Raw genomic sequence first — 25,007 nt, 5'->3', positions numbered from 1 at the left:
GTCTAGTCGCTCGGGTGCGGTCGGGCACCATCGGCCGTGGACGGCTGGGTCAGTACTTGCCCTTGATGACGAAGTAGGAGCCGCGGATCGTCCCGGCCAGCTTCGACTTCTGGCGGGCGAACGTGAAGCGGGAAGCGAGCTCCTCGGGGACCTCCATGCCGTCCGAGAGCTTGAAGCCGACGGCGCGTTTCCCGGCCGGGTCGAGCGCGTACATGACGTTGACGGACAGGCCGGACTCGTAGAAGACGTACGCCATCCTCAGACCGTCGACCTCGAACGCCGTGGCCTCGAGCGGCCGTGAGCCGATGACGAGGTCGCGCTCCTCCGCGAGGATGCGGTGCACGTGGTCGACGACCTCGCTCGCCTCTGCCGCGGGTTCGACGGTGAAGACGTGGTCGTACTTGTTCTTGTAGTAGCGCGCCTCGTTGGCCCGGAGGCCCGCCAGCGCTTCCGCGACGGGGGAGCTCTCGAGCCCCTCGGTCGACACGTCCACGAAGTCGACGACGTACGACACGGCACACCTCCTGGGTCAGGCCTTCCTCGTCAGGGTATCGGCGGCGCCCCACGCGATGGCCCCTCCACGGGACGGGGTCCGGTGGAGGGGCCAGGTCGAGCTCGCGGCGTCGGTCAGTCGACGACGTGCAGGGCCTTGACCTCGTCGCGCGCAGCGACGATCGCAGCGTGCTGGCGAGCGACGACGGCGCGGAAGCCGGCGCTGAGGTCGGCCTTCTCGGCCTTCTCGTACTCGGAGACCGCGTGGTCCTCGCCGGTCACGGCGGCGCCGAGGACGCTGCCCGCGTCGTCGCCGGTCAGGGCGTCCTTGAGCGAGATCCAGCCGCGGTGCAGGGATGCTGCGACCGAACCGCTCTCGTCGACGTCGTCGCCGTACTCGTGGCCCATCTCGACGATCTCGCGGCGGAAGCCGGCGCGCTGCTCGGACAGCCGCTGCAGGGTGGTCGCCCACTCGGCGCGGTCGCTGTCACGCAGCTTCTCGGCGGCCGACGCGAAGCCGCGCTCGCCGTCCTTCAGCGTCTCCACGAGGTCCTTGGCGACCTTCTCGTCATCCGACATGTGCACTCCTTCGATCAGGTTGCTGGTCCTTCGGGTCCTACCCGACGGCGTCCCGGCCCAACCGTCCCGGCCCCATCACGGGCAGGTCTGGCCCACACCAGCGCCGGTTGCACGACGAGCTGCCGCTCGCGTTCGGCACCTCGTGCATAGCCACCTGAGCGGCACGCCCCGACGCGTAGAGTCGATGCAGCATCCGGCGTCCGGGAGGAGGCATCGCGATGACATCGGAACCGGTCGAGGACGAGCGCGAGTGGGCTGCCGAGAAGCGCGACTTCGTCGCCGACCGGCGTGACGAGCTGGCGGCCGAGCGCGACGCCGTCGCGGACGCCCGGGACGCGATCGCGGACGCGCGACAGGCGCTGCTGGACGAGCGGGAGCAGCAGCTGGACGCTCGTGCGGCTGGGCTCGGGTCTGCAGGTGGCAGTGTCGAGTCCCCGGCTTCACGGGTTGCCGACCGCGCGGACCGGGCACAGGCGCGCCAGGACCGCGAGGAGATGGCGGCCTCGCGCGACGCCGCCGCGGTGGAGCGGGACGAGGCCGCCGAGCGACGCCACGCGGCCACGCCGACGACCAGGCTGGCCGCGGCCTTCGCGGCGGTCGCCGAGCACCTCCACGCCGCCGACTCCTTCGACGAGGTCCTGTCGCGGATCGCGCTGGCCGCGGTGAGCACCGTCGCGGGGTGCGAGATGGCCAGTGTCACGCTCAGGGAGGCCGGGACGTTCCGGACCGTCGCGACCACGGCCTCGGCCGCGTCGGCCGTCGACCAGGCGCAGTACGAGGTCCACGAGGGCCCCTGCCTGGACGCGGTGGACGAAGCCGTCGTGTATGCGCGGTCTTTCCCCGACACCCGCTGGCCGGCGCTGGCGTCACGCCCGTCCGACCTCGGCGCCGAGTCCGCCGCCTCCTACCGCCTGGCTGCGCCCGGACTGTGGGCCGACGGCGCCGGGGGATCGCTGAACACGTACGGGTTCGAGCCGGACGCCTTCAGCGACGAGGCGCAGAACATCGGGCTCATCCTCGCCGCACACGCGGGGCTGGCCGCGGGGGCAGCGCACCAACGTCGCGACCTCCAGGATCTGGCCGAGGGGCTGAACCAGGCCCTCGCGTCCCGCGACGTCATCGGCCAGGCCAAGGGGATCCTCATGGAGCGGCTCAAGCTCACCCCGGAGGATGCGTTCGACGCCCTCCGACGGGCGTCCCAACGGCTCAACGAGAAGCTCCGGTCGGTGGCCGTCACGGTGGCCCAGACCGGCGAGTTCGACAGCGGCGACGCACTCCCGCCCGGCTCGGGTGCGTCCCGGCCCCCTGCGCGAGCCGGCGAGCAGAGCGTCTCCTGAGCACCCGGCATACGTCAGGGTGACGACCACGGTGCTGGCGGGTCAGTAGCCACCCGAGCTCGGCCAGCCCTGTGCCCCGATGTACCAGACGGCCGACGTCAGCACGGCGCCGATGAGCAGCGCGAAGAGCAGCCCGCCGGCGACGGGCAGGAACCATCCGGGTGCGCGCCTGGAGCGCACCGCGACGACCTTGACCACGACCGCGCCGATGACCGCGCACCCGAGGACGCCGTGCACGACGGTCCGCGTGGCCACGGGCTCCCCGCCGGGGAGCGTCCCGGACTCGAGGCCGAGTGCCCAGAGGCAGTGGTAGGCGACGAAGACGAGGAGCACGACGGCTGTGGCGCCGCCGATGCGGTGGGCGGTCCCGAGCCACGACGGTGCGCTGACGCCGAGCCGGCCGTAGAGCCAGAGCGCGCCGACGAGCTGGAGCAGCGCGAGCACCCCGATGACGACGGACAGCACGACCTTCATGTCGATGACCGTGCGGAAGCCGAAGGTCGTCGTGCCGGCGAGCGTCGGGTCGTGGACCTTGCCGAAGACCCCGACGAGCAGCGCGACGACGGCTCCCACGGCGAACGCCGTCAACGGGATCGCCAGGCTCCTCGCAGGCCTGCTGTCAGCCATGGCTTCAGGATCCTCCCGCCCGGCTCATGCGGGACCGGAACGCCGGAAGCCGGGCCATGCCCCCAGAAGCGCGGTCGTTGGTGACGGTGCCTGGGGCCCGGCCAGTCCTCGCAGACCGGGCCCCTTGACGACAACGAGTGCGCCGAAGGACTGCTCAGAGACCGACGGCCTTGACGCCGTAGGTGGCCTGCGCGGTAGTGAACCCCTCGAACTTCAGCTGCGAGACGAGTCCTCCGCGGGAGAACGGAGTCATCTCGAGGTAGGACTTGGCCTGCTTCGCAGCCTGCTCGTTCCAGTTCACCGTGATGTGGTCGACGGCGTATGTCGCGTCGGCCTTGGAGAACTGCTCGAACTGCAGCTGCTTGATCAGACCCTTGCGCGAGAAGGCGCTGAACTCCAGGTAGGACTCGGCCTGAGCGACGGCCTGCTCCTGCGAGACGGTCATGGCATTCGCGGCCTCCTCAGCCGCGGCCTTCGCCGCTGCAGCCTTTGCGGCGGCTGCCTTGGCCGCAGCCACCTTCGCAGCTGCTGCCTTGTCCGCTGCTGCCTTGTCGGCTGCTGCCTTGTCGGCTGCTGCCTTGTCGGCTGCTGCCGTGTCGACCGTGGCAGCCGGTGAGGTTGCGGTTGCGGGGGTCGTGGCGTCATCCGTCGTCGTTACGCTCACGGCGGTGGCGGCAGTCGGAGTTGTCTTGGCGTTGCCGCCGGTCGCACCGAGGGCGATGAGAGCAACGACAAGACCACCGGCCCACAGCCCGGCCTTCTTGCCCCTGCCCATCTTCTGCTTCGGCGTCGCACCCTCCTCCGGGAGCGGAGAGCCCTGCGGGGGTGCCCACGTCAACGGCGCGGTCGGCTCCCCTTCGGGCGCGGGGTACTGGTAGTTGTTGTCGCTCATGAGTGGCTCTTCCCTGTGGGTTCCCTGGAACTGCTAGGGAAGTGTCCGGCTCATCGCCGGTCGTGTCCCGGTTTCGGAGAATTCGGTGGGGAAGAGGGCGGGCGGATCTAGACGGACGACAGCTCGCGCACGAGCCATGCGAGGGCCGCGCAGTTGACGACCACGGTGAGCCAGAAGACGGTGCGGAACGGCTGCTTGACCGTCTTGTGCCGGAAGACGTGTCGGGCGACGAGTGCACCCGGCCAGCCGCCCAGGAGGTCGATCGTGTGGAGGGTGGACTCCGGCGTACGCCGTCTGCCACTGACCGCAGCCGCGGACTTGTCCGCGCGGTACATCGTGAAGGAGATGCCGCTGAGCAGCAGGTAGGCGACCGGCAGCCAGAGAGGGAGCTCGTCCCGGAACAGCAGGGCCGCCAGGACGGCGAAGAAGAGGACCGCGACGGCAACCGCCGGCATGCTCCCGCTCGCTCGTCGGGCTCCACGCCGGCCTCCGGCGCGGCTGTCTGCTGGCATCTCGTTCGCTCCTCGGCTCGTGGGTCGTCAGGCCGGACAGCCTGGCTCGAGTGGGGAGCGAGTCGTCCTGATCGGCATTATGCGACTCGCGCGCGGGCCACGGCCCGGATTGGCGAACGATGGCCGGGTCGACGCCGCGGTCGCTCGGTCCGGTGAGCGACGTCAGGAGGACTGCGCCGTGCGCACCGGGTAGCGCAGGTGCGTCACGCCCACGCCGGCGATGACGGTCGGGTCGCCGAGGACGGCCGGCGTCGTGTCGAGGTGGTCGAAGAGTCGCACCCCGTCGCCGAGCAGCACTGCGGCGACGTCGATCTGGAGGTAGTCGACCAGTCCGGCGTTGAGGCACTGCTGGATGGTGTCCGCGCCGTGGAGCCCGACGGACTTCTCGCCGGCAGCGTCCTTGGCCTGACGGACTGCGCTCTCGATGCCGTCGGTCACGAAGTGGACGGTCGAGTCGGGCCGCGGCCAGCCCTCGGGGACCTCGTGCGTGACGACGAACGCGGGCCCCCAGGCGTGGTTGCCGCCCCAGCCCTGGGCGACCTCGAAGGTGCGTCGCCCGGTGAGCACGGCCCCGAGCCGGGGCGTGAGCTCGCGGAGGTAGTGGGCGCTCGGCTCGGACACCTTGAACGTCATGGGGTCCGAGCCGCCGGTGGTGAACTCGACGTCGCCGGAGGCGAAGTACCAGTCGAAGACCTGCATCACGTCGTCGTGGGGACCGGCGACGAATCCGTCGAGCGACATGGACATGATGGCGACGACCTCAGACATGGTGGTTCCTCTCCAGAGTGGGTGTGTCAACTGCTCTCACTCTGGCAACGAACAGCACCGCCTCGGTCGGACAGCGGTCACCGGACTTTCTTCGGGCGCCCCGGTGGGCCGGCATCAGTTCCACAGCTCGGCCAGCCGCTCCGCGAGGTCGAAGCCCTGGGCGTAGCCGCCGCGAGCAGCCGGGAGACGGGTCGATGGGTCGAGCGCGTCGGCACCGAAGACGTCACCGCACCGGCTGTCCGGGTAGACGGTCTCGACCGTGCTGCCGCCGGCCCTCAGCTCCGCGACCTGGCTGGCCAGGTCCATGCCCCACTCGAGCGGCATGCGCGTGCGCCCGCTGAACGGGGACAGCACGAGGACGCGCCCGTAGCCGGCCGCCAGGTCGGCGTTCTCGCTGCGGCGGTAGCCGCCGTTGAGATAGCGGCGATCCCCGATCCGGTGGGGCGTCATGGCCGAGGTGCTGGCCGCGACGGCGTCCACGAGGTCGACACCGCTGTCCCGGTCGAAGACGACCGGATCTCCGGTCTCCGCATCGACGGCCACGATGAGCACTCGCTGTCGCGGCCAGTCGTGGTCGGGGAGCCGGGCCGCGACGACGTCGCGCCACCGTGTCGGATCGGACGGGCTGGCAGCCTCCCGCTCCAGCGCAGCCGCGCCCATCCGGCGACGCATGTCGTATGCGTTCGCTGACGTCGCGATGATCGTGTCCGACCACTCCAGGTAGCTCGGGCCCGAGACGGTCGGTGCGCTTCGGCGGTGGACCGCGCCACCGTGTGACGGAGGCCGGGGCACCTCGGCGAGGATGGCGGCATACAGCTCCGCGGGGGGTGTGGTGCCGGTGACCTGAGCGGCCACGGTCGACCCGGCCGAGGTCCCGACGACGAGGTCGGCCCCGGTGAGGTCGACGCCGGCGGCCGAGAGTCCGGCGACGAGGCCGAGCTCCCACGCGTTGCCTGCGGCTCCCGCACCGGCCAGCACGAGGGCGCGTTGGTCCGGGAAGGCCAGTTGGCTTGTGGCATGGGCCTGCTGGACAGTCGTCCAGTTCCCGGAATGGGGGTCTGGGGGCGTCGAGATGGTGTTCATGGGAGTGCCTTTCGCGCGTTGCGTGGAGGGCCTCCCCGTGGCGACTACGTCGGTCGCGCGATCGTGGACTGCGGGGGAGCACCCAGTGCGGTTGCTGCGTTCACGGGTCTCACCTCCTGCAGACGGATCACGATCACTCGGACGCTAGCAGTCCGTCGACGAGGTGCGCACCGGCCTTTGTGCGATCGTGGGTGGATGGCGGACGAGCTGCGGAGCGAGACGGCCGGGTCCGGCCGATGACCTACGTCTGGGTCGGCGTCGGTGCCCTGCTCGTGGTCGGGCTCGGCATGATCGTGTGGGCCTCGCAGACGGGGCCGGGACGGTCCGGGCGCGACGTCTCGGCGCGGCGGGGCAGGCAGACGCAGATCGGTGCACTGCTGGTGGCGGTCTCGCTCGGCGTCCTGGTGATCGCGTATCTCACGGCCCCCCGGCCCTAGGCCGCTGCTCGCGTCGCTGTCGGTGGGGTTGCCGGGGCGGCGGGGGACGTAGGCTCCGTCCCATGGCTGAGTCTCCTCGCATCACGTACGTCCTCATCGACGGGGAGAACATCGACGCCACCCTCGGGACCTCGATCCTGGGACGGCGCCCGCGCCCTGAGGAGCGCCCGAGGTGGGAGCGGCTGCTGCAGTTCGCGCAGGAGCTGTGGAACCAGCCGGCGGTCGGGCTCTTCTTCCTCGCGGCCAACAACGAGCTCCCGATGCCGTTCGTCCAGGCTCTGATGGCCATCGGCTACCGGCCCGTCCCCCTCTCCGGCGCGGCCGGCGAGAAGGTCGTCGACATCGCCATCCAGCGGACACTCGTCGAGATCCGTCAACGCCGGGCGGACGTGCTCCTCGTCAGCAACGACGGGGACTTCGTCGACCAGATGGGCGACCTGCTGGACGGCCGGCGGGTGGGCGTCGTCGGGTTCCAGGAGTTCCGCAGCAACGCGTTCCTCGAGCTGACGGCCCAGGGTCTGGCCACCTTCGACCTCGAGTACGACGTGCAGGCCTTCCGGGAGTCGCTGCCGCGCATCCGGGTCATCGCCATCGAGGACTTCGACCCGGCCGACTTCCTCTAGCCACGTCGTGCGCCGTCACCGACCCAGTCGGCGCCTCAGCGTGAGGGGCGCGCAGAACCGGTAGCTCTCGGTCACCAGCTCGGCGACCTCGTCCCAGTCGGTGTCGACGTCGAGCACCATGCCGACGACGGTGGGCGACCACGGCGGCTGGTAGAACGGCGGCCCCGCGTTGGCCAGTGCCGACAGCTCGTCGCCGGAGGAGCGGAAGGTCAGCACCGTGGTCGGCTCGGTCACCCCGGTCACGTCGCGGTACGCGGACGTGTAGCCCTCCTGAGCCACGAGGACGTGGGCGAAGGTCTTGCTCCGCACCCGCCACCGTATGCCGGTCCAGGCGTCCTCCTCGTAGGCGTCGGGCAGTGCCAGCGCCGTCGACCCGATGCGAGCGACGACGTCGCCGGAGGGCTCGATGCGCGGCGGCCGGGACACGCCACGAGTCTGCCAGCGCCTGCCGACAGGCGGTCGCTCGTCCGGGCGCGTCCCCATCACCGCCACTAGTCTCGAGGTGTGCCCGAGTTCAGCTGGCGACCGGCCAACGACGCGACCGTCGAGGAGGTCGAGGCCGTGTTCGACGCCGGCGGCGCCCGCAAGTGCCGTTGCCAGGCGCTCAAGGTGCCGGGCTGGATCTGGCGCGACACGACCCAGGAGGAGCGCGACGCCGCGCTCCTGGAGCAGGCCGGCTGCGGCACGAGCGGCCCGACGTCGGGCCTGATCGGCTACGTCGACGGAGACCCGGCCGGGTGGGTCGCGGTCGAGCCGCGGGAGAGCTACCCGAGGATCTGGGCCCGGCAGAAGGCGTGGATGCGCATGGACCCCGAGCTCGAGGGCGTCTGGTCGGTCACCTGCTTCGTCGTGCGTCCGGCCTTCCGGCGGCAGGGACTGATGTACGAGCTTGCCGCCGCCACCGTCGAGTACGGCAGGCAGGTCGGCGCTCGCGTCCTCGAGGGCTACCCCACCGAGCCGCCGCCGGGCAAGACCGTCATCTGGGACGAGGCGTCGGTCGGGCTGCTCCAGGTCTTCCTCGACGCCGGCTACGAGGTCGAGGCGTCGCCCACCCTGCGCCGGAGGGTCGTGCGACACCGGCTCGGTGCAACAGCCTGACGGACGGTTCCGTCAGGGCCGTCTCTGACTCGAGGTGGCGTCAGCGGTCACGAGGGAAGTGCTTCCAGTTCCCTTCTGACACAACCTCGACGGTGCCATCAGCCACCTTGATCGCCGTCTGGTCGTCCATGGCGTACGCAGGATGCGAGATGCCTGCCACCCACTGCTCCGCCTCGGCCATGGAGTTGCCCGGCATGCCGTCCGGAGCCAGATGGGGACAGATCGAGAAGTCGACGAGGCCCAGGGTGCTGACGTCCCCGGTCGGCGGTCTCCACTGGATGAAGTCCTCCCCGACCTCGGGGGTCATCACCATGCTCCCGGCACTCAGCCCCACCCAGACCGTCTCGCTCAGCGACGGGAGCAGGTCCGTCAGCCCGGACTCACGCATCCAGTAAGACAGGTAGAGAACGTCGCCGCCCCCCACCAGCAACACATCCGTCTCCCGGAGCAGAGGTACCCAGCGCGCTTCGTCGATGCTGGGCAGCGCGGTCAGCTCGAGAACGCCGACGGACTTCCAGCCCAGATCGACCATGGGGTTCTCCGATTTTCCGCTGATGAACTCCCACGCCCTGACGCCGGGGCCGACCGACGGGTGTCCGTACATGCCGGTCGGGATGCACAGCGCGCTGGAGTCGGCGATCGGCTTGCCCAGCAGGTCGACGAGCGCGTCGTGGATGCTCGCGTTCGTGACGCCGCCAGAGGTCAGGAGAAGTCTCATTGCCTTGCCTCCACGTGTCATGGCGGTCCCCGGGATGGACGTGGGTCGACGCGACTCGGGGAGGCACCGATGTGTGTTCACACCGTATACACCGGGTGCCTGGGCGAGGTGCTGGACTGTCGGCCCTTTCCGGAGGTCCGGCCGTCGCCATGTCCGGTAACCCCCGCGCGCCTGGCGGGCGGCGGACTGACGCAGGTCGACGGCCCTGGCTGCGCCTGCTCTCAGCGGGTGTCCGCCATGCCGCCGCGCGTGTGCTCCACTCCCGGCACACTGGGATGAACCTGTGAGGCCGGGACCGAGTCGAAGGAGCACCTCATGGCGTCATCGACGGAACCACCCGACAATCACCCACCTGCCCTCCGCGCCGCTGACGCCAGTCTCAAGGTGGATCCCTACGTCTTCACGAAGCGGATCGAGGAGGACAGCTGGCGACAGGCAGAGCGGCATGTCACGGCAGCGGGCTTCTGGGGCAACTTCCAGTGGGTCGCCGGCGGCCTCGCGGCCGTGCTCGCAGCGGCAGCGAGCGGCAGTGCGTTCAGCAACAACGCCACCGCCGCGGGACTGCTCGCCCTCGGAGCAGCGGCTTCGGCCGCACTCGTCACGGCCCTACGACCGGGAGACATCTCGACCCAGCATCTCAGGGCGGCCGCGTCGTACAACGCACTTCAGGCGACCGCGCGCGACCTGTGGCAGTTCGGTCTCGACGAGGTGCCGTCGGACCAACGGGATCGGCTGCGCGCTCTGACCGCGACGTGGGTCGAGGTGACGTCCGCCAGTCCCCGTGTGCCGCGTCGACTGCTCAAGAAGGCGAAGAAGATGACCGACGAGAGCTTGAACTACTACCCGTCACCGTAGGCGGAGTCGCATGCGACGCCGACCGCTGGGGCGGCGCAACGAGGCGCTGTCGACCTGGGTCGAGGTGTGGCGGCGCTTCGGGGGCGGTCGCTTCCGGCGGGCGTAGCGTGAGCGGCATGAGCGAGTGGAACGACAAGGTCATTGCCGAGTTCCGGGACAACGGCGGGAAGGTCGGCGGCAACTTCGAGGGTGCGCCGCTGCTCCTGCTCCACACCACGGGTGCCAAGTCGGGGGAGCCGCGCGTCAACCCGATGATGTACCAGGCCGTCGACGGCGGCTGGGCCGTCTTCGCGTCCTACGCCGGTCTCGACGTGAACCCGGCGTGGTTCCACAACCTCAAGGCCCACCCCGACGTCGCGATCGAGGTGGGCACCGATGGTGAGGTCGAGACGATCGACGTGCACGCGACGGTCATGACTCCCGACGAGCGAGAGCCGGTCTGGGAGGAGCAGAAGCGCCGCTACCCGGGCTTCGCCGACTACGAGCAGAAGACCGACCGGGTCATCCCGGTCGTCCTCCTCACGCGCCGCTGACGCCCAGCCGGGGTCAGGCAGCGACCGACGCCAGCTCGGCCAGGTCGTCGTCGGTCAGCTGGAGGTCGGCGACCGCCATGTTCTCCTCGAGGTGCGCGACCGACGACGTGCCCGGGATGAGCAGGACGTTGTCGGCGCGGGCGAGCAGCCAGGCCAGGCCGATCCGCGCTGCTGGCACGCCACGGCGCTCAGCGACCGCCTGCACCGCAGGCTGGTCCACGACCTTCGGCAGGTGCGGGAAGGCCGAGCCGAGCGGGAAGTACGGCACATACGCGATCCCGGCCGCCGTGCACGTGTCCAGCACCTCGGTGTCCGTCTGGTCGACGAGGCTGAACGGGTTCTGCACGCACACGATCTCCGTGATCGCCTGCGCTGCAGCGAGATCCGCAGCCGACACCGTCGAGAGGCCGACGCCGGCGATCTTGCCCTCGTCACGCAGGGCGGCCAGCTCGGCCACCTGGTCCTCGAGCGCCACCTCGTCGGCGCCGGGCGCGTCGGCGTCCATACGGCGCAGGTTCACCGCCGTCAGGCGGTCGACGCCCAGAGCACGCAGGTTCGCCTCGACGTCGGCTCGCAGCTCTGCCGGCTTCTGCGCGGGCAACCAGGCGCCGGCCGCGTCACGACGCGCGCCCACCTTGGACACGAGGGCGAGGTCGGCGGCATACGGGTGGAGGGCCTCGCGGATCAGCTCGTTGCTGACGTCGGGTCCGTAGAACTGCGCCGTGTCGATGTGGTCGACGCCGAGCTCGACGGCGCGGCGCAGCACGCGCAGCGCCTCGGCGCGGTCGCGCGGCGGGCCCATGACGCCGGGGCCGGGGAGCTGCATGGCGCCGAAGCCCACGCGTCGGACGGTGCGGTCTGCCAGGGGGAAGGTGTCGGTCATTTCATCGACGCTAGGTGTTGGAGTGCGCTCCAACGCAAGCCCGGCGGCTTGTCCGTCCCCCCAAAGCCTCGACACCGGGCCTCCGGATCCCGGGCGCCGCCACCACCACAACCTGCGAAATCACTCTCTCCGACAACGGATTTCGTCGAATTCAAACAGAAGTGGGCGAAGTTCGTCATTTGCCTCACGTGGTGTGGGGCCGACCAATAACGTGAGTTCCCGTACCGCCGAACGCCGATCCCGGCCGACGCCGGACGACCCCTCACTGCAAGGCCGCCCATCGCCGACCCCTCCCGCGTCCCGCTTGCGGACGCGCACCTCGCCGCGGCTGCTCCACGTGCCGTGCGCGCTCTCGGACCCACCCACCGTTGGGTTCGCGTGACTCGGGGAGAAGTCCAGGGAGCTTCACCATGGCCTCACGCCGCCTGCCCGTGCCCAGCGACCGCGACCAGCAGTCGGTCCAGCCGTCCCAGCCCATCCGCCGACCCCGGCGACGTGGCTTCTGGGCGGTCGTGCTCGCTGCGCTGCTGGCCATGACGACGGCGATCCCGATGGCGGTGGCCGGCGGACCGCTCGGTGGACTGATCGACTCCACCCTCCCGGGGCAGGCGCCGACGACCCCTGAAGAGATCGGTGACGGCTCGACGGCCGACCTTCTCTACGCCGACGCCACGGAGGGGCTGTCGCAGGTCGACCCGCCCGAGGCCAACCCGAGCGGCACCGCCGAGCTGACCTACCCCCTCGTGCTGCCCCAGGGCCGCGGAAGCACGCCCGACGTCAGCCTCGCCTACAGCTCCGAAGGTGGATCGTCCTGGGCGGGTCTCGGCTGGGATCTCGCGCCGCCGGAGATCGCCGTCGACACGTCCTTCGGCTCCCCACGGTTCTGCGACGGCTCGACGAAGAGCCCACCGTGCGGCAACGTCGAGAGCGAGTCCTACACCCTCGACGGCGACGCCCTCGTGCCGAACGCCGTCAAGGCCGTGCTCGACCCCCGCGTGGCCGAGCGCCAGGACTTCACCCGCAAGGTCGAGACCGAGTTCGAGCAGATCATCCGTCACGGCGACAAGCCGAGCAACTACACGTGGGAGGTGCGCGACAAGAAGGGCGGCGTGCGCTTCTACGGCATGGCTCCCGACGCCGGAGGTCCGGTCGGCGCGAGTGGCACGAAGGTCGGCATCGACGACAGGAGGCGTCAGCCGGGCAGCATCCTCACAGACGCGAACGGCGACGGCGTCCGTTGGTTCCTCACCGCGCAGCGCGACATCGGCGTCAACCTGATCCGTTACGAGTACACGACCGTCAGCTACGAGAAGGACACGGCCGCGCGCACGGGCTGGTCACCCCTGGCCGCAGGCGCGAGCTGCCCGAGCGGCGAGGTCTGCCCCAAGCACGTCTACCTCAGCAAGATCCTCTACACCGCCGGCAGCACCGCCAGCGGCGCGGCCGAGGACCCCGCCTACGAGGTGCGGTTCAACCGGACCCCGGGCGCGCGCACCGACGCGGTCCTCGACGGACGCGGCGGCGTGCTCGACCTCGACCAGGACCTGCTGACGAGCGTCGACGTCGTCTATCGCAAGACCGGCGACGTCGTGACGCGCTACGCGCTGACGTACGCCCCGGACCCGCACTTCGGCAAGACGCGGCTCACGACGGTCGAGCAGATCGGCTGCAACGGGCTCGCGGCCTGCCCGGCCACCGGCCTCAAGCACACCTTCAGCTACTTCGACGACATCGCCACCGCGAAGAGCGGGTTCGACAAGGAGGCCAGGTGGCAGACCGGCGACGGCCCGCTTCCCAAAGACGGCACCACGGCCTACGTCGACTCCAAGCTGAGCGGTCTCGGGGCGTCCATGACACAGGCGGGCGACGGCAAGATCTACGTCGGCTTCAACCTGGCCGACCCGGAGAAGACGGGCTCGGTGGGTGGCTCGTTCGCCATGAACGGCACGACGACCGACTCCGTCATCGAGTTCATCGACCTCAACGGCGACTCCCTGCCCGACAAGGTCTACCGCGACGTCATCAAGCCCACCGGACCGACGGGGACGATCGAGTACCAGCTCAACACGAGCCTCCCCACCGCCTCGCGGACGGCCGACCTGACCTTCGGTCCCACCCACACGCTGCAGGGCGTCTCCGGGCTGCCGGTCCAGCGTTCCATCGGCATCCAGGGCGGGCCCGAGGCGTACTTCGGGGTGTATGCCGTCTTCAACGTCGGCGGGCAGTGGAGCTGGTCGGACAGCTACTTCACCGACGCGAACGGCGACGGCCTCGTCGACTTCGTCGACGGCACGCAGGTGCTCTTCAACCACCTCGTCTGCGCGTCGGGTCCGGTCACGGTCGAGTCGTGCCAGCCCACCTTCAGCTCCTCCGACGCGCTGACGCGCGTCCCCCTGACACCCCAGACGGTCCCGACCAGCGACGCCGCCTTCGACGCCATGGTCGACCGGCTCCGCGACTCCGTGCCGCCGATCGACACCGTCCGGCGCTGGGTGGCGCCCTTCACCGGCGACGTCACCGTCACCGCCAAGGCAACCCTGAGCACCCCGCTGCCCGACGCAGCTGGTGGCGCCGTCCGCGTCGCCATCCAGAAGGGCGGCGGCGAGGTCGACCACTCCACCCTGACGGTCGCGGCGCCCATGTGGCAGCCGGCGCTCGATCCCATTCACGTCGACAAGGGCCAGGCCCTCTACTTCCGCGCGGGCTCACGCCCCAAGGGCAACGGTGACGTCGTCACGTGGACGGCCGACATCACGTATGCCGGCGGCGCCGCTCCCGACGCCAACGGCCTCGACCAGCGGGCGTACTCGCTCACCGACGACTTCACCCTCGCCGGCCGGCCGGGCCTCTTCACGTCGGTGAACATCGGCGGCACCGCGCAGTTCACGGCCGCCATCGACAAGACCGCAACCACGTCCGACGACCTCCGCCCGGAGGTCGTGGTGCGCAACGGCACGACGGAGAACCTCACCCCGGCAGCCGTCACGATCACGGCGCTCGACAGCGCCGGGAACGCCGACGCGGCCCGCGCCAAGGTCGTCACCCAGAGCGGCGGACAGTGGTGCGTCGCCGACGCGAGCACGAGCTTCGGCTGCTACGCCACCGCAGCCCTCGCCAACGCCCGCCTCGCCGTCGTCGGTGCGTCGGAGGTCGGTCGCTTCGGCTTCACGGCCGCGCCGACCTTCTCGCCGCCCGTCAAGAACGCCAAGGGCGAGATCATCGCCTACGACGCCGTCCAGACGCGGCTCGCCGTCGACAGCCCTGTCGACCTCTCGAAGATCGACTGGTTCCGGGCCGGGAAGCTGTGCTTCCTCTCGTCGGGGGCCTGTGACTCGACGAAGCCGATCCTCGCGCCGCACATGGACGTCGACACCTACCCCAACACGACGCGTACCGCCCCGGCGGTCGCCTGGACGTCGACCCTCGGCCGCACCGTCACCCCGCGCCTGACCGGGTCGCGCGACTCCGACAACCCCGGCGGCGAGATGGTCGTCACCGCCAAGACCGCGGCCGGCGTCGTCTACAAGGCGTCGTATGCCGTGCCCTCGGGCAGCGGGTCGTTCGACAGCGGCTCCGCGGCCAGCAGTGCCTCGAGCAAGCTGCCCGAGCTCACGCTCACGAACGGCACGCGCTACTGGTTCGACGTCACCATGCGCAAGGCGGGGCTGTCCTCGCACGTCAGCGGTGTCGACCTCGTCATGAGCTGGACGGAGAGCTCGGTAGCCAAGTCCGAGGACGTCCCCCAGACCGTCAACTGGGCAGGGGCGCAGTCCTACTTCCCGATCGCCTACCGCGGGTGGGCGGCCGCCGGCTACACAGCCACCGGAGCTCGAGCGACGACGAAGCTGACCGAGAGCGACTTCGATGTCCCCGACGCCGGAGGCGCGCCCTTCGACAACAAGGACGACGCCTGCCAGTCGATGTTCGGGGGCGCCTGCCCGACGGACACGTCGATCAACACCACCGGCTTCGGCAGCTACCCCGATCCCTCGAACACGCTGCCCGAGATCGACACCTCCAAGGCCACCGAGAAGATCCCGAACGCGTTCGCCTTCAACGCCGTCGTCGACCCCGACACCCTGACCCAGAGCTGGGACGGGCCGAAGAGCAAGGTGGCCAAGATCTACGCGGCCGAGCACGGGGTCACGGGGGCAGCCCGCTTCGGCGAGGACCTGCCGATCACCGGAGCGCCGGCGTCCAGCGGCACCCAGGCCCCCAAGCTGCTCGGGGTCACCGGTCCCGTCTTCATGCTCATGGCCGGCGTGGGGCCGTTCGGAGGCAGCTTCGCCGCCGGTTGGAGCCGCAGCATGGTCGACTTCCTCGACCTGAACGGCGACGGCTTCCCTGACACGGTGCGTCCCGACTCGGTCACCTACACCAACCCCCGCGGCACGCAGGAGTGCGGGCCGGCCAACGCCCGCGTCGCGTGCACCGGAGGCGGCGTCTCCGTCGTGGACTCCGCGACGACCCTCGCCCTCTCCGGCTCCTTCGGTGGAGCGCCGATCGGCATCTCGGGCAACAACAAGGGGACGACGAACGCCACCAAGGGCGGCTCCGCCGGCAAGGGCGGCCCGGCCGCCGACACCTTCAACGCCAACATCGGCGCGTCCCTGGGCCTCGGAGCGAGCTTCACCAACCCGAGCGGGTCCAACAAACCCAGCAACACCACCGCCCTCGCGAAGGTCCCCGGCGACGGGACGATCCCCGTCCAGGAGACGCTGAGCGACATCAACGGCGACGGCCTGCCCGACCGGATCAAGGTCAACGCCTCGGGCATCCGGGTGCGGCTCAACCTCGGCCACTCCTTCACGGCTGAGATGCCCTGGACCGTGGGATCATTCAGCTCGACCAACTCCTACAGCGGGTCGGTCGGCGGGAGCTTCGGCTTCAACATCGACAACGGCGGCCTCTCGGGCGGCATCGCCAAGAACTCCAACGTCGACCTGCCGAACGTGTCGTGGGACGACGTCAACGGCGACGGGCTGATCGACGCCGTCTACCGCAGCAAGGACGACAACGGGAACGACGTCGTCAAGATCGCCTTCAGCAACGGCACCGGCCTCACCACCGACACGATCTACGGCAACCACCAGAGCTCGGGCTACAAGGTCCTCGGGATCATCGACGTGGACGGCGTGCCCCAGATCCGCCAGGACAGCGCCGAGAGTCTCGGAGGTGGCGCGGACGTCACGGTCGGCATCCCCCTCTGCCTCGTCGGCTGCTACCTCATCCTCAACCCCGGCGGGCACTACGAGAACAGCATGACCTCGACGGACGTCGACCTGACCGACGTCAACGGTGACGGCTACGCCGACACCGTCTCGCGTGCCAGCGGCTCGAGCCAGGTCAAGGTGGCCCTCAACACGCAGGGACGCACGAACCTGCTCAAGAGCGTGACGACCCCCATGGGCGGCACCATCGGTCTCGACTACCACCGCGACGGCAACACGACGAGCCACCCGGACAGCCAGTGGCTGCTCGACGACGTCACGGTGGACTCGACCCGTGGGGCCGACGGCATCGCCCAGAAGCGCAGCACGATCTCCTACGGCAGGACCGCGCAGGACTTCGTCAACCGGACCGACCTCGGCTACGACATGGTGACCGTCAGCGAGCACTACACGGCATACGACCACGCTGTCGTCGACTCCCCGACGACGGCCGACAAGGTGCGCACCGTCCAGCACAAGTACCTCAACGGCTCCGTCTTCGAGTCCGGGCTGGAGTACGAGACCACGGTCTTCGACGGGCCCGCGGCCACCGGCACGCCGATGCAGGCGACCCGGACCACCTGGGCGCTCAAGGACCTCGACAAGAACGCCTCCACCGGAGGCGGCTACGGTCCGCTGGACCTCGGTGGTGCAACGGTCGAGCAGCAGCTCGCGCTCCGGGCCACGCCACAGGTCTCAGAGGTCGAGCAGCTCTGGTACTCAGGCGGATCCCTCAAGCAGACGGTGACGACCGAGTACGGCTACGACCGTCTCGGCAACCCGACCACCGTCGTCGACCGCGGACTGCCAGGCACGACCGCCGACGACACGGTGGCCTCCATCTCCTACGCGAACTGCGAGACGAGCCTCAGTGCGACCCTGACCGCCCTCTTCGGCTGCGGCACCACCCTCAAGGCGCCACCGGCCCCGCGCGCACCGTACTGGTCCGCGACGAACTGTCCGACGTGGGACAGCCAGCCGGTGGGCATCACCGTCACCGCGCCCGGAGGTGCCGTCCTGCGTTCGAAGGAGGGCAACACGGCGTACTGCGACAACAACGCGGTGACCGTCCAGCGTGAGCTGCTGACACCCGGCGTGGGAGGCGCCCCCGACACGTACGCCGAGACGTTGCTCAGCTTCGACGCCTACGGCAGCTACAACCGCGTCGTCATGCCGCCCGATGCCGACGGCAAGCGGTATGCCGTCCGCTACCTCTACGACGACGTCAACCACGCGAACGTCGCCTCCGTCACCGACTTCGAGACCGTCGGCTCCGGCGACCCCTCAGGGGTGAGCCCTGCCGACACCACGAGGAAGCTCATCTCGGAGGACCAGGACCCGACCGGCCAAGCCGTCGGCCTGACGTCCACGGCGACGTTCGACGGTCCCACGGGACGGGTCAGGACCCGCACCGACGCGAACGGCAACGTCACGACCTACACCTATGACGCCCTGAGCCGGGTGCGGACCATCACCTCGCCCGACGGCGGTGTCGCGACCTTCGCCTACCACCCCGACGACAAGGACTACCCCTACGCGACGGTGACCCACACCGACGAGTTCAACCCGGGCACGACCATCGACACCGCGACGTACGTCGACGGCTCGGGCCGCGTGACCGGGCGCAAGCGCGACGCGCTCGTCTACGACCCCGTCACCGGGGACACCGGCGCCGGCTACGCCTGCGAGGGCGGCTCCGACGTCGACGGCCTCGGCCGCACGATCCACCAGTGGAAGCCGTTCCTCCAGACCGGCAAGACCCTTGCCGACTACACCGTCGACGTGAGCAACCCGACCTACGTCAAGGCGACGATCACGACGTTCGACGTCCTCGACCGCGTCCTCGTGGAACGGCTCTCCAACGAGGCGACGACGCGGACGGCCTACGGCTTCGAGGGTTACGTCCCCTTCGGCACCGTCGCGACCGTCGACGTCACCGACCCGCTCGGGCGCCACACGAAGACGTGGCAGGACGCCCACGAGAACGTCCTGCGCAGCGAGGACCGCACGGCCACGGGGAGCTCCCTCTTCACGACCTACGCGTACGACCGGCTCGGGCAGATCCTGCGCATCGACTCGCCCGGTGGGCTCGTCACGACCCACACCTACGACCTGCTCGGCCGCAGGACCTCGACGACGACGCCCGACGGCGGACTCGTCAACTGGACCTACGACCTCGCCGGCAACAAGACCTCCGAGCAGAGCCCCGTGCTCCGCGAGGAGGGCAACGTCAGGACCGTCTTCGGCTTCGACTTCGGCCTGCTGACCTCCATCACCTATCCCGACGAGAAGCCCGTGACGATGGACTACGGCGGCTACCTCGGTCACCCGACGACGGGCAACGCCGCGGGCAAGATGGTCCATGTCGGGGACAAGGCGCGGATCCAGACCTTCGGCTACGACGTCAACGGGCGCCTCGCCCAGGACGTCACGACGATGACCGGCCCGCACCCCAACACGGGGCCGTTCACGACGAGCTACGACAACGACTGGCTCGGCCGCCTCGCGACCGTGTCGCTGCCCGACGGCGAGACCGTGCGCAACGACTACGACACGGGCGGACGGCTCAAGCGCGTCGTCGGCACGAACGACTGCACCGAGCTCGGTCTGCTGACGACGTCGGTCGACGCCACCGCGACGACCATCACCGTCACCGAGTACCAGCACGGCGACCCGCCCTCGAGCTGGAGCCCGACGCTTCCGTTCACCATCCGCCTCGGCGGTGAGCAGCTCAACGTCACCGCGCGCACGCCGGGCGTCGTGCCGGGCACGTTCGACTACACCGTCGAGCGCGGCGTCAACGGCACCGTCCTGCTCCCGACGGCGGCAGCCCACCCGTCCGGCACCACCGTCAAGGTCGACGTCGCCGTGCCGTGCGTGCACAGCTACCTCGACGACCAGCGCTACGACGTCTACGGCACGACCTCGCAGCGCCGGACCGGCGACGGCGTCGTCGACACGACCTACCGGGACGTCGACACCAGGGCACTCAAGGGCCGATCGGCGATGTCGCCCGACGGCACACGGCTGCTCATGAACCTCAAGTACGACTACGACCTCGTGGGCAACGTGAAGCAGTTCCGCAACGAGCTGCCGCCGGACGTCCCGTCGCTCTTCGGCGGTCCCACGAAGCAGACGTACACCTACGACGGGCGCTACCGGCTGCGTGAGGCGACCGGCACCTGGGACTACGCGCCGAAGACGACGCGCAGCTTCACGTGGTCGGCGACGCTCGACGACGCGACGAGCAAGGTGACCCGGATGGCCCAGCGCGACTGGACCGTCGACACCGGCTGCACGAAGAGGTGCAAGGAAGCCACCGTCCTCGCCAACACCTTCGACCGCACGGCGTACACGTACGACGGGGCGAAGCCCAACCAGGCGACCACGGTCGTCGACTCCCTCAACAAGCGCACCGAGACGTACGAGTACGACTCGGACGGCGAGCAGACGACCGTCACGAACCCCGACATGATCCGCAACGTGTCGTGGGACTGGGCGGGCAAGCTCGTCGAGATCGTCGACCACAACCCGAACAACACCGGGCGCAAGCAGACCGACTACGTCTACGACTACGCCGGCCAGCTGTCCATCGAGATCAAGGAGCAGGGCGTCACCTACTACGTCAACCCGTGGGTGACGGTGCGCAACGGGACGATGCTCAAGAACATCTGGGCCGGCAACGACCGCCTCGCCGTCAACATGACGACGACGGGTGACTCCTTCGACCAGCGGGTCTACTTCATGCACAAGGACCTTCAGGGCAGCACGAACATCGTCACCGACCGCGTCGGGAAGGTCTTCCAGCACCAGGAGTACTTCCCGACCGGACAGGTCTGGATCAAGGAGGACAGCACGATCTTCCGGACCCCGTGGCAGTACGCCGGTGGCTACGTCGACGAGGACCACCGCATCATCAACTTCGGTGACCGCTGGTACTCCACGGACCAGGCGCGCTTCCTCACCGTCGACCCGATCCTCACCGACGACGCGAGCGCACTGGTCGACAACCCGACGCTGACCACGGCGTACACCTACGGCCAGCCCAACCCGGTCGGCTTCGTGGACACCGACGGACGGGTGTCCAAGCCGATCAACCTCAACGACGCCATCAACACGGTCGCCGAGCTCAAGCCCGACGGCGACCCGATCAAGAGCGCCCAGGTGACGAAGCTGGCGAACTTCTTCGCCGCCAACACCGACACGGTCCGGGGTCGGGCGACGCTGAGCCTGCTCAAGGGCTTCAACTCGGCGCGCGAGCGCAAGGCGAAGTACTTCAACCGCCTCGACGTGAGGCCCGTTCTCGAGTTCCAGCTCAAGGACGGCAAGCTCGACAAGGTCAAGCTCGGCTTCGGTGTGGGCAAGCGGCTCAAGGTCTTCGAGGCGGAGCAGGACGCGGGCGCCACCCCGCAGGCGGCCGACTCGGTGGCCGCGAACCAGCCCGGCTCGTCGGGCGGCTCGACCGGCGCCGACGCCAACGGTCCCGGTGGACAGGGCAAGTCGGCGACGTCGTCGACCTCCAGCCCGTCGTCGTCGAGCTCGGACTCGAGCTCGGACTCGAGCTCGGACTCGAGCTCGGCCTCGAGCTCCGGTCAGCCGCAGAGCCAAGGTGGGAGCAAGCCGGCGACGTCGGCCGGCGCCCAGGCCGACAACTCCGAGGGCGGGAGCTGACCGCCGCTGACCCGGATCGAGGTGTTCGGCCCGCAGGACCGGCGAGCCGAACACCTCGAACCGCTGCGGGCCTGCGGGCGTTCAGCGCAGGTTGTAGAACTCGCGGTGGACGTTGGCCGGCCCGACCCCGGCACGGACGAGTCCGCGCTGGAGTGCGCTCACCATCGGCTCCGGACCACAGAGGAAGGCCGAGAGCAGGCCAGGCTCGACGCCGACCGTCTCGAGGACCTGCTCGACCGTCAGCCGCGGGTCGGTCTCGGTGTCGACGAGGTGGAGGTGCAGCTCGTCGTGGTGCCCTGCGAGGTGCGCGACCTCGTCGGCGAGGGGAGCCGGGCCGCGTGCCGTGTAGAAGAGGTCGACGCGGTGCGGCAGCTCACCGGGGCGCACGGAGCGGAGCCAGCTGAGCATCGGCGAGACCCCGATGCCGCCGGCGACCCACACCTGGTGCTCGGTGCCCCGCGTGAAGTCGAAATGACCCTGCGGGCTGCTGATGACGGCCGGCATGCCGGGTGCGACGAGGTCGCCGATGCTCGAGGTGAAGTCGCCGAGGGCGCGCACGGTGATGCGGACCTCCCTCTCCTGCGGGCCGCTGGCGATCGTGAAGGGGTGGCGGTGCCACCGGTCGCGGGCCTCGAGGTTGACGAGGGCGAACTGGCCGGGCCGGAAGGCGAAGCGGTCACCGAGCGGGCGGAGCCAGATCTCGTAGGACGCGTCGTCGATGGGCTCGACCGACGACACCTCGTAGTCATGGGTCCGGGCGATGCGCCGGGCCAGCAGCTCGCGGTAGACGTAGAAGGCGAGCCCGACACCGCCGACCGTGACGTACGACCAGCGCAGCAGCTGCGAGCCGAAGAGGGTCGCGTCCATGAGCCCGTGGACGAAGCCGAACGCGAGGAAGACCCCGGTGAGGCGGTGGAAGCCGCGCCAGAGCCCGTAGCGGCCGATCCATCGTCCGACGAACCGGGCCGGAGGCGTCCCCGTGAAGCGCTCCACGGGCCGGCGCAGCGGACGAGGGGTGATGGAGCGCCACCGCGGGGCGATCGCCCACACGGTGAGGGTGGCGAGACCGACGATGCCGATCGTGCCCAGGGTCGGACCGAGCTGGGTGGGGTTCGGGTTGCCCGTCGCCGCGATGTGCACGCCGATGAGGACCGTGCCGGTCATCGCGACCCGCCGGTGCCACACGGCCGCCTTGTCGACGCCGTCGAAGAACTGCTCGACCCAGCGCAGCGTGCTGATGAGGACGAGCCCGACGGACAGGAGCAGGACACCCTCGGCGCCGATGAGCTGACCGACGAACTGGCCCACGTCGCCACGCGGCCGGGCCAGGAGCCAGAGCAGGGCGAAGGCGACGACCACGGCGGCGATCGTCGCCGGCCCGACGAGGCGGGTGACGAGGTGCGCTCCGCGGTAGGGGCGCCGGTGGCGCAGCTGCGTCTCGAGGGCCATCGGGGTCTCGGCTTTCGGTGGCGCGCGGCGATGCGCGCGGGGATACGGGCGGGCGGCCTGGGTGGTGCTCCCCGAGCAGGCCATCCCCTGACACGTACCCCGTCCGTCGTGGCACAGCACGCGCGGCGTGCCGAGGCGGTCGAGACCAGTGGTGGCCGAGACCAGTGGTGGCGGTGCCGGCCGTTTTCCGGCGGAGAGCCGCCGTCAGCGCTAGCGTGAGTTGGCGTACCGCCGAACACATCTGGCCGGATCCGACCCCCTCCCGGAGGCCGCCAGCCGAGCCACGCGCGTCCCACCGAGGATGCGCCGTCGGCGTACGGCTCGATCGTGGCCGTACGCATCGTGGGTCCGTGACCGCAGGTCCGCCCACCGTCTCGGGGACCAGCAAGGAGTGACGGCGGAGCCGCCTCACGAGGCGACCCGCCGGACACCCGGACGAGGAGCTGTCGTGAGAGCACACCGTTCCAGCCGCCGACTCCGCACCGCCGTCGCGTGCCTCACCGGATCGGCCCTGCTGGCCGCCTCGGTGACCGCCGTGGCGGTCGCGGCCGAGGCCCCCTCCGTCGCGCCACAGCGGGAGGCGTCGAGCCCGATCTACTCGGCGCCGGTGGCGCCGGACATCTCCCCACCGATGTCCGCCCTCGCCGCCAAGGGCGGGCACCGGACCGTCTCGACCGCGCGGATCGTCAACGAGCGCGGCGCTCCCGGCGCGGGCAGGGCCGCGACGACACCCTCGGCCGACGCCGCGCTCCAGACGTCCGCTCCTGCGCTCGCCGTGGGCCAGACCATCGCCAACTTCGAGGGCGTCAGCAACCAGGACAACTTCACCCTCTTCGGTGGCCGCGTCAACCCGCCGGACCCGATCGGCGACGTCGGCCCGAACCACTACGTCGAGATGACGAACCTGGCCTACCAGGTCTTCGACAAGTCCGGCACGCCGCTCATCCCGGCGACCCCGATCGGGGCCCTGTGGGACGGCTTCGCCGTCACCGACTGCACCGACGGCTCCGGCGACCCGGTCGTCCTCTACGACCAGCTGACCGGCCGGTGGCTCCTCTCGCAGTTCACGACGAGCGGGCTCGACGACCCCACCAAGCCGTTCTGGAACTGCGTCGCCATCTCGACGACCGGGGACCCGACGGGCACCTACTACCGATACGCCTTCAAGACCGAGAACTTCCAGTACTTCCCGGACTACCCGAAGTACGGCGTGTGGACCGACTCCTACGTGCTCACCACGCGCGAGTTCGGCCCGACGGTCGAGTACGGCATCGGCGTCTACGCGCTCGAGAAGAACAAGATGGTCAACGGCCAGCCCGCCCGCGTCGTCAGCTACTTCCTCGACGGCAACGCGCCGGGCATGCTGCCCCTCGTCGGTGACGGGCTGCTCCCGGCCGACATCGACGGCATCACCAAGCCCCGCGAGGACAGCGCGATCCCCATCGTCGGGACGCAGGACGACGGCGGCGGCTACGGCGCCACCTCGGACGCGCTCAACGTCTGGGACCTGAAGGTCAAGTGGCGCTCCACCCCCACCTCGTCGTTGACGCTGGCGGAGCAGCTCCCCGTCGCGGCCTTCGACTCGCAGTTCCCCTGCGCCCCGACCGCGCGTGACTGCCTGCCCCAGCCCGGGGTCACCGACCCGAACCGCTACCTCGACGTGCTCAGCTACCGGCAGCGCCCGACCTGGCGACTGGCGTACCGCAGCTTCAAGGGCGTCGAGTCGCTCGTCACCGCCCAGTCGGTGGAGGCGTCGCCCGGCCAGGCCGGGATGCGCTGGTACGAGGTGCGCCGCTCCGCGGGGACGTATGCCGTCGCGCAGCAGGGCACGTACGCCCCCGCCGACGGCGTGAACCGCTGGATGGGGAGCATCGCCCAGGACAAGAAGGGCAACATGGCGCTCGGCTACAGCGTGGTCGACGGCGTGGACGTCTATCCCGGCATCCGTTACACCGGAAGGTCGGCCGCCGCGCCGCTGGGCACGATGAACCTCGGTGAAGGCACGATCATCGACGGCTCGGGCGTCCAGACGACGACGAACTCGCGGTGGGGCGACTACACCTCGATGAACGTCGACCCGTCGGACGACTGCACCTTCTGGTACGTCAACGAGTACTACACGGCGGCGGGCCAGGCCTCGAGCCCCGCGGGTTGGCAGACCCGGATCGCGAGCTTCCGGCTCCCCGGCTGCTGACGTCGTCGGCTGCTGACGCCGCGGGCATCCAGGCCCCCTGCTGGCA

At 70.1% G+C, this 25,007-nt stretch carries 19 protein-coding genes; 8 read left to right on the top strand and 11 right to left on the bottom strand.

The genetic code is table 11. The features are described 5' to 3' along the window. Positions 1–49: 49 nt before the first annotated feature. Both ACSQ2D_RS19535 and ACSQ2D_RS19530 read right to left on the bottom strand, forming a co-directional pair. Complete coding sequence (locus ACSQ2D_RS19535) at positions 50–514, bottom strand: phage tail protein (protein ID WP_435987572.1); 465 nt, start codon at positions 512–514, stop codon at positions 50–52. Between the two features lie 113 nt (positions 515–627). After that, positions 628–1,071 (bottom strand): ferritin-like domain-containing protein, encoded by a 444-nt coding sequence (locus tag ACSQ2D_RS19530; protein WP_435987571.1) that lies wholly within the window; start codon positions 1,069–1,071, stop codon positions 628–630. Between the two features lie 218 nt (positions 1,072–1,289). Between ACSQ2D_RS19530 and ACSQ2D_RS19525 the strand changes: the two genes are divergently transcribed. Continuing rightward, the gene (locus ACSQ2D_RS19525) at positions 1,290–2,408 is read left to right on the top strand and encodes an ANTAR domain-containing protein (RefSeq protein WP_435987570.1); all 1,119 of its coding nucleotides are present in this window, start codon (positions 1,290–1,292) and stop codon (positions 2,406–2,408) included. Positions 2,409–2,450: 42 nt separating this feature from the next. Here the strand turns inward: ACSQ2D_RS19525 and ACSQ2D_RS19520 are convergent, their stop codons facing one another. The 5 genes from ACSQ2D_RS19520 to ACSQ2D_RS19500 all read right to left on the bottom strand — a co-directional run bounded on the left by ACSQ2D_RS19520 (position 2,451) and on the right by ACSQ2D_RS19500 (position 6,185). Then, positions 2,451–3,035: a DUF6529 family protein gene (locus ACSQ2D_RS19520; protein ID WP_435987569.1), complete on the bottom strand. Its 585-nt coding sequence runs from the start codon at positions 3,033–3,035 to the stop codon at positions 2,451–2,453. 154 nt (positions 3,036–3,189) lie between these two features. Continuing rightward, positions 3,190–3,927 (bottom strand): Ltp family lipoprotein, encoded by a 738-nt coding sequence (locus ACSQ2D_RS19515; RefSeq protein ID WP_435987568.1) that lies wholly within the window; start codon positions 3,925–3,927, stop codon positions 3,190–3,192. 107 nt (positions 3,928–4,034) lie between these two features. Next, on the bottom strand, positions 4,035–4,382 hold the full coding sequence (locus ACSQ2D_RS19510) for a DUF1294 domain-containing protein (RefSeq protein WP_435987567.1): 348 nt from the start codon (positions 4,380–4,382) through the stop codon (positions 4,035–4,037). 219 nt (positions 4,383–4,601) lie between these two features. Continuing rightward, the gene (locus ACSQ2D_RS19505; RefSeq protein ID WP_435987566.1) at positions 4,602–5,207 is read right to left on the bottom strand and encodes a dihydrofolate reductase family protein; all 606 of its coding nucleotides are present in this window, start codon (positions 5,205–5,207) and stop codon (positions 4,602–4,604) included. Between the two features lie 114 nt (positions 5,208–5,321). Beyond that, positions 5,322–6,185, bottom strand: coding sequence for a patatin-like phospholipase family protein (locus ACSQ2D_RS19500; protein ID WP_435987565.1), 864 nt, complete (start codon positions 6,183–6,185; stop codon positions 5,322–5,324). Positions 6,186–6,526: 341 nt separating this feature from the next. Between ACSQ2D_RS19500 and ACSQ2D_RS19495 the strand changes: the two genes are divergently transcribed. Together ACSQ2D_RS19495 and ACSQ2D_RS19490 are read left to right on the top strand one after the other, a co-directional pair. After that, entirely contained in the window at positions 6,527–6,727 is a 201-nt protein-coding gene (locus ACSQ2D_RS19495) for a hypothetical protein (RefSeq protein WP_435987564.1), read from the top strand. A 62-nt stretch (positions 6,728–6,789) separates the two neighbouring features. Next, positions 6,790–7,350, top strand: coding sequence for an NYN domain-containing protein (locus ACSQ2D_RS19490; protein ID WP_435987563.1), 561 nt, complete (start codon positions 6,790–6,792; stop codon positions 7,348–7,350). 15 nt (positions 7,351–7,365) lie between these two features. Here the strand turns inward: ACSQ2D_RS19490 and ACSQ2D_RS19485 are convergent, their stop codons facing one another. Next, entirely contained in the window at positions 7,366–7,776 is a 411-nt protein-coding gene (locus ACSQ2D_RS19485; RefSeq protein WP_435987562.1) for an MmcQ/YjbR family DNA-binding protein, read from the bottom strand. Positions 7,777–7,854: 78 nt separating this feature from the next. Here ACSQ2D_RS19485 and ACSQ2D_RS19480 point away from each other — a divergent pair, with 78 nt between their 5' ends. Next, positions 7,855–8,448: a GNAT family N-acetyltransferase gene (locus tag ACSQ2D_RS19480; RefSeq protein WP_435987561.1), complete on the top strand. Its 594-nt coding sequence runs from the start codon at positions 7,855–7,857 to the stop codon at positions 8,446–8,448. Between the two features lie 40 nt (positions 8,449–8,488). Here ACSQ2D_RS19480 and ACSQ2D_RS19475 read toward each other — a convergent pair whose 3' ends face one another. Then, the gene (locus tag ACSQ2D_RS19475; RefSeq protein WP_435987560.1) at positions 8,489–9,166 is read right to left on the bottom strand and encodes a Type 1 glutamine amidotransferase-like domain-containing protein; all 678 of its coding nucleotides are present in this window, start codon (positions 9,164–9,166) and stop codon (positions 8,489–8,491) included. Between the two features lie 384 nt (positions 9,167–9,550). Between ACSQ2D_RS19475 and ACSQ2D_RS19470 the strand changes: the two genes are divergently transcribed. Together ACSQ2D_RS19470 and ACSQ2D_RS19465 are read left to right on the top strand one after the other, a co-directional pair. Beyond that, a complete protein-coding gene (locus tag ACSQ2D_RS19470) occupies positions 9,551–10,021 on the top strand; it encodes an SLATT domain-containing protein (protein ID WP_435987559.1) in 471 nt (156 codons plus the stop codon). A gap of 116 nt (positions 10,022–10,137) precedes the next feature. After that, positions 10,138–10,554 carry a nitroreductase family deazaflavin-dependent oxidoreductase gene (locus ACSQ2D_RS19465; protein ID WP_435987558.1) on the top strand — a complete coding sequence of 139 codons (417 nt, stop codon included), beginning with the start codon at positions 10,138–10,140 and terminating at the stop codon, positions 10,552–10,554. Positions 10,555–10,567: 13 nt separating this feature from the next. Here the strand turns inward: ACSQ2D_RS19465 and ACSQ2D_RS19460 are convergent, their stop codons facing one another. Next, positions 10,568–11,437, bottom strand: coding sequence for an oxidoreductase (locus ACSQ2D_RS19460; protein WP_435987557.1), 870 nt, complete (start codon positions 11,435–11,437; stop codon positions 10,568–10,570). Between the two features lie 410 nt (positions 11,438–11,847). Here ACSQ2D_RS19460 and ACSQ2D_RS19455 point away from each other — a divergent pair, with 410 nt between their 5' ends. Continuing rightward, positions 11,848–21,318: a SpvB/TcaC N-terminal domain-containing protein gene (locus ACSQ2D_RS19455; RefSeq protein ID WP_435987556.1), complete on the top strand. Its 9,471-nt coding sequence runs from the start codon at positions 11,848–11,850 to the stop codon at positions 21,316–21,318. Between the two features lie 81 nt (positions 21,319–21,399). Here the strand turns inward: ACSQ2D_RS19455 and ACSQ2D_RS19450 are convergent, their stop codons facing one another. Then, a complete protein-coding gene (locus tag ACSQ2D_RS19450; RefSeq protein WP_435987555.1) occupies positions 21,400–22,767 on the bottom strand; it encodes a ferredoxin reductase family protein in 1,368 nt (455 codons plus the stop codon). A 448-nt stretch (positions 22,768–23,215) separates the two neighbouring features. On the opposite strand from ACSQ2D_RS19450, the gene ACSQ2D_RS19445 reads away from it, so the two are divergent. Next, a complete protein-coding gene (locus ACSQ2D_RS19445; RefSeq protein WP_435987554.1) occupies positions 23,216–24,961 on the top strand; it encodes a hypothetical protein in 1,746 nt (581 codons plus the stop codon). Positions 24,962–25,007: the final 46 nt, after the last annotated feature.

Source organism: Terrabacter sp. LjRoot27 (assembly GCF_964254175.1).
In the GTDB taxonomy this organism is placed as follows: Bacteria; Actinomycetota; Actinomycetes; order Actinomycetales; family Dermatophilaceae; genus Terrabacter.
Note: the sequence above shows the minus strand (reverse complement) of the source record. Positions and strands in the feature narration are given on the sequence as shown.

What these genes read in the sequence shown, in the direction of transcription:
- ACSQ2D_RS19530 (WP_435987571.1), bottom strand. Translation starts at nt 1,071, where the DNA reads ATGTCGGATGACGAGAAGGTCGCCAAGGACCTCGTGGAGACGCTGAAG.
- ACSQ2D_RS19525 (WP_435987570.1), top strand. Translation starts at nt 1,290, where the DNA reads ATGACATCGGAACCGGTCGAGGACGAGCGCGAGTGGGCTGCCGAGAAG.
- ACSQ2D_RS19520 (WP_435987569.1), bottom strand. Translation starts at nt 3,035, where the DNA reads ATGGCTGACAGCAGGCCTGCGAGGAGCCTGGCGATCCCGTTGACGGCG.
- ACSQ2D_RS19515 (WP_435987568.1), bottom strand. Translation starts at nt 3,927, where the DNA reads ATGAGCGACAACAACTACCAGTACCCCGCGCCCGAAGGGGAGCCGACC.
- ACSQ2D_RS19510 (WP_435987567.1), bottom strand. Translation starts at nt 4,382, where the DNA reads ATGCCGGCGGTTGCCGTCGCGGTCCTCTTCTTCGCCGTCCTGGCGGCC.
- ACSQ2D_RS19505 (WP_435987566.1), bottom strand. Translation starts at nt 5,207, where the DNA reads ATGTCTGAGGTCGTCGCCATCATGTCCATGTCGCTCGACGGATTCGTC.
- ACSQ2D_RS19495 (WP_435987564.1), top strand. Translation starts at nt 6,527, where the DNA reads ATGACCTACGTCTGGGTCGGCGTCGGTGCCCTGCTCGTGGTCGGGCTC.
- ACSQ2D_RS19490 (WP_435987563.1), top strand. Translation starts at nt 6,790, where the DNA reads ATGGCTGAGTCTCCTCGCATCACGTACGTCCTCATCGACGGGGAGAAC.
- ACSQ2D_RS19475 (WP_435987560.1), bottom strand. Translation starts at nt 9,166, where the DNA reads ATGAGACTTCTCCTGACCTCTGGCGGCGTCACGAACGCGAGCATCCAC.
- ACSQ2D_RS19465 (WP_435987558.1), top strand. Translation starts at nt 10,138, where the DNA reads ATGAGCGAGTGGAACGACAAGGTCATTGCCGAGTTCCGGGACAACGGC.
- ACSQ2D_RS19460 (WP_435987557.1), bottom strand. Translation starts at nt 11,437, where the DNA reads ATGACCGACACCTTCCCCCTGGCAGACCGCACCGTCCGACGCGTGGGC.
- ACSQ2D_RS19455 (WP_435987556.1), top strand. Translation starts at nt 11,848, where the DNA reads ATGGCCTCACGCCGCCTGCCCGTGCCCAGCGACCGCGACCAGCAGTCG.
- ACSQ2D_RS19450 (WP_435987555.1), bottom strand. Translation starts at nt 22,767, where the DNA reads ATGGCCCTCGAGACGCAGCTGCGCCACCGGCGCCCCTACCGCGGAGCG.